Origin of the sequence: Clostridium chromiireducens (genome assembly GCF_002029255.1) — a bacterium.
Lineage (GTDB): Bacteria > Bacillota > Clostridia > Clostridiales > Clostridiaceae > Clostridium > Clostridium chromiireducens.
Genome location: NZ_MZGT01000062.1, coordinates 22468 through 28518, shown reverse-complemented (window position 1 = coordinate 28518; position 6051 = coordinate 22468). Strand labels below are relative to the sequence as shown.

At 29.9% G+C, this 6051-nt stretch carries 9 protein-coding genes; 1 reads left to right on the top strand and 8 read right to left on the bottom strand.

Features of this window, described 5'->3' with window-relative positions:
* Nucleotides 1-453: 453 nt before the first annotated feature.
* The 8 genes from CLCHR_RS18775 to CLCHR_RS24940 all read right to left on the bottom strand — a co-directional run bounded on the left by CLCHR_RS18775 (nucleotide 454) and on the right by CLCHR_RS24940 (nucleotide 5330).
* Entirely contained in the window at nucleotides 454-864 is a 411-nt protein-coding gene (locus CLCHR_RS18775) for a sigma-70 RNA polymerase sigma factor region 4 domain-containing protein (RefSeq protein WP_079441441.1), read from the bottom strand.
* Nucleotides 865-962: 98 nt separating this feature from the next.
* Entirely contained in the window at nucleotides 963-1724 is a 762-nt protein-coding gene (locus CLCHR_RS18770) for an ATP-binding protein (protein ID WP_079441440.1), read from the bottom strand.
* Nucleotides 1636-2421, bottom strand: a complete 786-nt coding sequence (locus tag CLCHR_RS18765) for a hypothetical protein (RefSeq protein ID WP_079441439.1) — start codon at nucleotides 2419-2421, stop codon at nucleotides 1636-1638. The genes CLCHR_RS18770 and CLCHR_RS18765 overlap by 89 nt, the downstream gene beginning before the upstream one ends.
* 46 nt (nucleotides 2422-2467) lie before the next feature.
* Entirely contained in the window at nucleotides 2468-2656 is a 189-nt protein-coding gene (locus CLCHR_RS18760) for a DUF1540 domain-containing protein (protein ID WP_242966157.1), read from the bottom strand.
* Between the two features lie 50 nt (nucleotides 2657-2706).
* Nucleotides 2707-2847, bottom strand: a complete 141-nt coding sequence (locus CLCHR_RS24950; RefSeq protein ID WP_169896847.1) for a hypothetical protein — start codon at nucleotides 2845-2847, stop codon at nucleotides 2707-2709.
* Between the two features lie 497 nt (nucleotides 2848-3344).
* Nucleotides 3345-4097, bottom strand: a complete 753-nt coding sequence (locus CLCHR_RS24945; protein WP_079441437.1) for an ORF6C domain-containing protein — start codon at nucleotides 4095-4097, stop codon at nucleotides 3345-3347.
* A gap of 74 nt (nucleotides 4098-4171) precedes the next feature.
* Nucleotides 4172-4378, bottom strand: a complete 207-nt coding sequence (locus CLCHR_RS18750) for a helix-turn-helix domain-containing protein (protein WP_079441436.1) — start codon at nucleotides 4376-4378, stop codon at nucleotides 4172-4174.
* Between the two features lie 787 nt (nucleotides 4379-5165).
* Nucleotides 5166-5330 (bottom strand): hypothetical protein, encoded by a 165-nt coding sequence (locus CLCHR_RS24940; protein ID WP_160361345.1) that lies wholly within the window; start codon nucleotides 5328-5330, stop codon nucleotides 5166-5168.
* Nucleotides 5331-5686: 356 nt separating this feature from the next.
* Here CLCHR_RS24940 and CLCHR_RS18745 point away from each other — a divergent pair, with 356 nt between their 5' ends.
* Complete coding sequence (locus tag CLCHR_RS18745) at nucleotides 5687-6004, top strand: hypothetical protein (RefSeq protein ID WP_079441435.1); 318 nt, start codon at nucleotides 5687-5689, stop codon at nucleotides 6002-6004.
* The last annotated feature ends 47 nt before the right edge of the window (nucleotides 6005-6051 follow it).

The following is a 6051-nucleotide window of genomic DNA, read 5'->3' as shown; positions in this document are numbered from 1 at the left end:
CTATACATAAGTAATGTAATAATATTCAACATTTATAAAATAAAGGTTGGAAGTCTAAACTATACCTCCAACCTTACCAAATGATCATATTACTTTTTGAAGTTTACACAAAAATCTTGACAGACTCATATACGTACCCCAGAAAGAAAAGGTATTCTTTTGCGCAGTGCTGCATTGAGAAAATTCCTATAGGATTTCTTCAGTAAAAGTTGTTCCCTCTTTGCTTGTCCTGAGCTTTCGCTCATGAGCATACAAAAATGTATGTAACTTTTGCTGGAATAAAATTCTCATTCAATTTCCAAACATGCTCTAGATAAACACAAACCTGATTTATACTTTGAAATATACACTAAACCAGAAAGAAAAGGTATTCTTTTGCGCAGTGTTGCATTGAGAAACAGAATACCTTTTCTTTCGGTAAGCTATATCTTAACTCTAAGTAAATGTGTTTATCTAAAGATACTTCTCCATTTTTGTTGCAGCTTGTTTTTCTAATTGTTTTACTCTTGGATATGACAGGTGCAATTTATCCTGAACTACATAGTATTTTCTGTGCTGTATATAAACAATCTGAATCACTTTTCTTTCATCCTCTGTTAAAATAGTCATTGCATTTTCAATTCTTTTTAATTCCCTTTTTTTACTTGCCTGTTCCCTATATAATTTTTCTTTATTCCCTATTAATTCTTCTTGCTGCTGTTCAACTTTAGAGATGTTCTTAAGATTCTCCTCCATTTTATCTTCTTTATTCATTCGATTTATGGCTTCTAGTTCTTCTTCAAGCTCCTCAACTCTTAAATCTATCTCATGAATATCTGCTAAGGTTTCCTTATATTTTCTCACTCTATCTAAAGTACTACTCACGAAACTCACTCCCTAATCTTTTTCATAGCTCTTTAAATATTCTGCCTAAAAGCTTTTAAATGACTTTGTATTTCACATTAATCTATAAGATTTCATCTTTATTTTAACCTATAATTATTTTTTGTACCTTCAATTTCAACTATAAAATCTTTAGCCATTTCATATATTCTGCTTCCTATAGCCTCATCAAAGCTTAAAAGTTTTTCAATTGTAAATTCTGTTGAAACTATTATTGGCAAATGATTAAGATATCTATAGTTCACAAGCTCGAACATTATATTAACGTCAGTTTCATTTACTTTACCCTTGTACAAATCATCAAGTAATAAAATTTCACAGGTTTGATATCTGCTTAGAGTTTTCTTATAAAACTCTTCATCCAGCATGTTCTGCTTAAGGCTTGTAATAACATCCCTGTAAGACATATAAATAACCTTTATGTTTTTCTTCAGAAAATTATTAGCTAAGGCCAAAGCGATGTGAGTTTTGCCGCTACCTGGATTCCCACAAAACAAAATTGAATTTCTTCTCTCTCCTCGTATTTCATTAAAGCTTTTATAATAATCTGTGGCTTTAGCTTTCATCTCTTTTGATTTCATTGACCATTCTTCAAAATTGCTGAAATTCTTATTAAAGTTATCAATATTAATTCCACTGTTATTCCATAGCCTTTTTACCTTCTCTATTTCCAGGCACTTGCATGGAGTCATTAATGGCTGGGAATTTTCTTGCCTTTTAATAATAAAACCTGTATCATTACATAATTCACACTTACATTGGCTCATCCCTTTCAAGGTGGGTACTTGCTCTTGGTCTCCATTCTGGTATTTTGATGTTGAACTTTCTCTCACTTTTTGCATAATTCTGTCCATAACACTCTCCATAACTCTCCTCCTTTAATGGATATATTCCCTTCCAACAGTGTTCTATGCTATTTTCTAAAATCCTAATTTGAATCTTTTCATCTTGAGAAAAAGCTTTTAACTTTGATAGCATTATTGTCAAAGCTTTATGAGTCATTGGCTTTCTTATCTTTTGTCTCATATTCATAAAATCAATTATACTTTCTCTCAAACTATCATTTTGTGTAAATTCACCTATATATATTTTATTCTTATCATTCTTATAGTTCTTTTCATTCTTGTTAGTTGTTAATTCTTTGTTAGAGGCTTGTGGTATATTTGTTAGTTCTTTGTCAGCTTCTTTGTTAGTTTTCTCAATACTGCCTTGGTAAAGCCCCCAATTTGTTATCTTTATAAACCTCCCTGTTTTTGTTACTTCTTGTGTTAAAAATTCATATTTTTCAAATCTTTTAAGGGCTGTCCTAACATTTTGAACAGAAATACCAATGCCGCTTTTCTTCACAATACTTTCTAGGGATGTAACAAGTTCTCCAGGCTTTGCTGTAAACTTTTTGCCTCCCCATTCCCATTCTTTTTCTTCATGATTCGCCATACTTAAAAGAGTAATAAGAATAACCTTTTGTTCTAATGTAGACTTAATCCAAATAGCCTTATCAAAAAGACATCTATGAATCTTAAACCATCCTCCACTCATTTTCTCATCTCCTACATTGTTTTCTAATATTTATCTCTATGGCAGATTAAATAATATAAGTATCTACCTCTCTCCCCTTTTCACACATCCAAAAGGAATCATATTGATAATTACTGCATTTTAAACCCTCTAGTTCCTCATTGTCTTCTTCATAATCAAAGCTTTTAAGCTCTATTGTTTCTGCTCTACATATTCCATCCTTATAGTTTTTACAGGTTTTCCAATGACATTTCACTACCAATTCGATTACCCCCTCTTAGCTCTTAAATATAAAAAATTCCCCTCTCATTTCTCCTTTACAGCAAGTTCCTTATTGAGTTCCTTCATTTCATCATTTAACATATCTTTAAAGTCTTTAAGTTCCTCTTCTCTTACATCCCTTTTTAATCTATCAACAACTTCCAAACCCCTAAAAATAGTTCCCAATTTCTTTCTCCACCCTTGCAATAAATTATTCTTTCTTTCTATATTTCATGATTCTTAAATCCTGCGAAACAATATTCCATTAAGTGCAAAGAATATTTCTGACTTACCAGTTCAATATACTCTCTTTTATCTTCAGATTGGCTTTTCTACATGGATATTCATAATAATTATTGGTTTATTAGATAAAAGAATTTACAAATCTATTAGAACTTTATGTGGATATCTTATCTAGAAATCAGAAACATTTTTGTACCCACAAGGGGTATAATATGCAGCAGGCATTTGAAAATGAGCTGCTGAAGGTTATTAATGACTGGTTGTTCCGCTTAAACTTGTCCAAATGAATATTTGGAGCAAGTTTAAGCGGTGGCAACCTGGCATTTATAACCTTCCAGCAAAATTTTCATAGCCATGCGAAATTATTATGCCCTTTAGGGTGCAACAATGTTTCTGATTTCGGTAAGTCACCACCTAATTCTAAGTTACAGGATGTTTATCTACACCACCGCCAAATCCAAACTTATTTCGCTGTTTAGTAAGGTTATTTGATTTACTAAAACTGTTGGAGGTTTATATTCTTCTATTATTTTCTTAGCAATTTCAAACTGGCATCTCTTTATGGCTTCATATCTTTCTACACCAAATTCTCTTCTAAGCTGATGTTGAATATCTGAATAAACCTTTGATCTTAATGAATTATTATTGTAGGCTGGTGTTTTATATCCACCTAAGGCCTTTATTCCAACCTTTCTTACTAATGCTTGAAGCTCTTTGCATTCAATACTATAAAGGGGAACACTGTTTTTAAAATCATCAATGTGAGCTTTTATTTCATCAATCTTTGTATAATATTCTCTTAACACTGCAATCTGCGTTTCAAGTTTACTTGATGTTACTAATTTATTTTGTGATTCTTGATTTTCACTTTCTATTTCTTCAAATTTCTTTACATACTTTGCTGAAAATAATATTCCTTTTTCCCCTTGAAATTTATTAGCAATAAAATCACAACCTATTTTAGTGAAAAGATAAGATTTGTTTTCTCTTCCGCTGCTGTCTTTATAAGAACTTAATATAAAATAATCACTCACCACAAAATTGTGGTCAGTAAGAATCGGGATAATTCCCTTATACTTACCATCCTTTGTCCCTTCAAGCTTCTCAATTATTTTATAATGCTTTACCCCTAACATATCTGCAATTTCCCTGCTATCAATGGTTTTTATCACAGTTTGTACTAATTCTTTCATAATATCTTCTCCTTCACTTTTATTGATTAAGCTTAACCTGTTAAACATGAATTATTAGATTTGATTTATTAACTCTATTCCGCTATCCTAAAATCTTTAAAGATTTCATCTACTGTGCAATTATACAAATCAGCTAATTTTTTCATAACTTGAGCTGATGGAATTGACCAGCCTTGTTCCAGTTTATAAAATGTACTTCTGCTTATATTTAGAGCCTCTATAACCTCTTTACTTTCAAGGCCCAAATTAAGTCTTCTCAGTCTTATTGGCGTTAATTTCATCTCTCCACTTCCCCTTCACCCACTACTTATCATTATTTACTCCTTGTCCTAACATACTTATATTTTATCATTTTTACTGATATTTTTAAAATCTTATTTTATCATAAAAACTGATAATTTTGGCAATTATATGGATATTGCTTATACTTCCTTTAATTTTCTTTAATTTACCAAATATTTTATAGTCAGCGCTAATAGCTGTCATATCTACTAACAAATTGCACATTAACTTATAATAATAATTTATAAAACAATTGATATTAGACCGATAATATTACCGATAAATAAACCGATAAACCTACTGATAATTTTGCCGATAATTTAATTTATAAAATATAGATATCCAATTAAAAAACTTAAGATATATATTATTAAATAATCAGTAAAATCTGAAAATTATTAAATGCATAATTCTATTTCGTAATTTCGAAGTCTATATAGATAAACCAATTATAAGCTTGATTCATGCTTTGAAATTTACACCACACCAGAAATAGAAGGTGCTCTTTTACGCAGTGTTGCATTGAAGAAATAATTGTAGATATTTCTTCAGTAAAAGTTGTTCCATCCTTGCTTGTCACGAGCTTGACTCGGGAACATGCAGGGATGGGTGCAACTTTTACTGAAAGAAATTCACAATTATTTTTTCTAGCAACCGAGAAACAGAGTACCTTCTATTTCGGTTGGTTATATGCATAAGTCTAAGTTATAGTCTGTTTATCTATAAATTTGAGCACGAAAAAAGACCTGAGTTTTAAATTACAGGTCTTTCATCTAGATAAACTAACTATTTAATTTTTCTAAATGGTATAACAGTATCTCTTTTGTCTGCAGTTATATCATAATCTTCTTTAGCATCTTCCTTAATAATATCTAAAGAATCTTTTTCTCTTATTAGCCTCATAAGATATACAATTTTTTCTTGATATCTTTTGAATGATTCAGTGCTCATCTATAATTCTCCTTTTGAAAAAACTAATTTAACGATAGCTTATCCCAATAGAAATAAAATATTCCTCAATAAAGAAACTTTGGCTTATAAAAAATTGCCTATCAATAAAAAAAACGCATTACTCCAAGGTTAGATAATATAAATCATGAAATATCAGTTTTATAATTTCATAATATATATATTATGTGAAAACTTATAAAAGTCACTCTATTTTTATGTAAATTAATAAAAGTATTTTCTTATTTTTATTAGCATTTTTAAGAAAAACATGAGTTTGTATAAATTGTATTTTTAATTCACATAATAAAAGTTGAAATATTTCATTTATTTACACTAATTTAAAAGGAGTTAAACTAATGAAAAAATTTATTGCTATATTCTCTATTTTTTTATTTTTATCATTTAATATAAGTGCAGTAACAGCTATGGCTGAAACCAAATATTTAGATCAGGGATTTTACAAAGTTAAAGATATAGGTTTACTTACTGGTTCTTCCTATAAAGTACGGAATGCGTCACCTACTGGCCGGGCTATTGTAATGGTCTTTGATGGGAATCAACTGATGCAGGAATTTTTAAGACTAGAACCAAACTCTCAAAGTTTTATTCTTAAACCTCTTGATTTTGATCATATTGTGATAATTGTTGGTGGTGGTAAGGTTGAGTTTTCCTAAAAATACATATTCTCATTTTAAATGGCTAAAATAAAACCACTTATCTA

Bases quoted from the DNA above. Each gene is read 5' to 3' on its own strand.
- CLCHR_RS18770 (WP_079441440.1), bottom strand. From the start codon at position 1,724: ATGCAAAAAGTGAGAGAAAGTTCAACATCAAAATACCAGAATGGAGAC.
- CLCHR_RS18765 (WP_079441439.1), bottom strand. From the start codon at position 2,421: ATGAGTGGAGGATGGTTTAAGATTCATAGATGTCTTTTTGATAAGGCT.
- CLCHR_RS24945 (WP_079441437.1), bottom strand. From the start codon at position 4,097: ATGAAAGAATTAGTACAAACTGTGATAAAAACCATTGATAGCAGGGAA.
- CLCHR_RS18750 (WP_079441436.1), bottom strand. From the start codon at position 4,378: ATGAAATTAACGCCAATAAGACTGAGAAGACTTAATTTGGGCCTTGAA.
- CLCHR_RS24940 (WP_160361345.1), bottom strand. From the start codon at position 5,330: ATGAGCACTGAATCATTCAAAAGATATCAAGAAAAAATTGTATATCTT.
- CLCHR_RS18745 (WP_079441435.1), top strand. From the start codon at position 5,687: ATGAAAAAATTTATTGCTATATTCTCTATTTTTTTATTTTTATCATTT.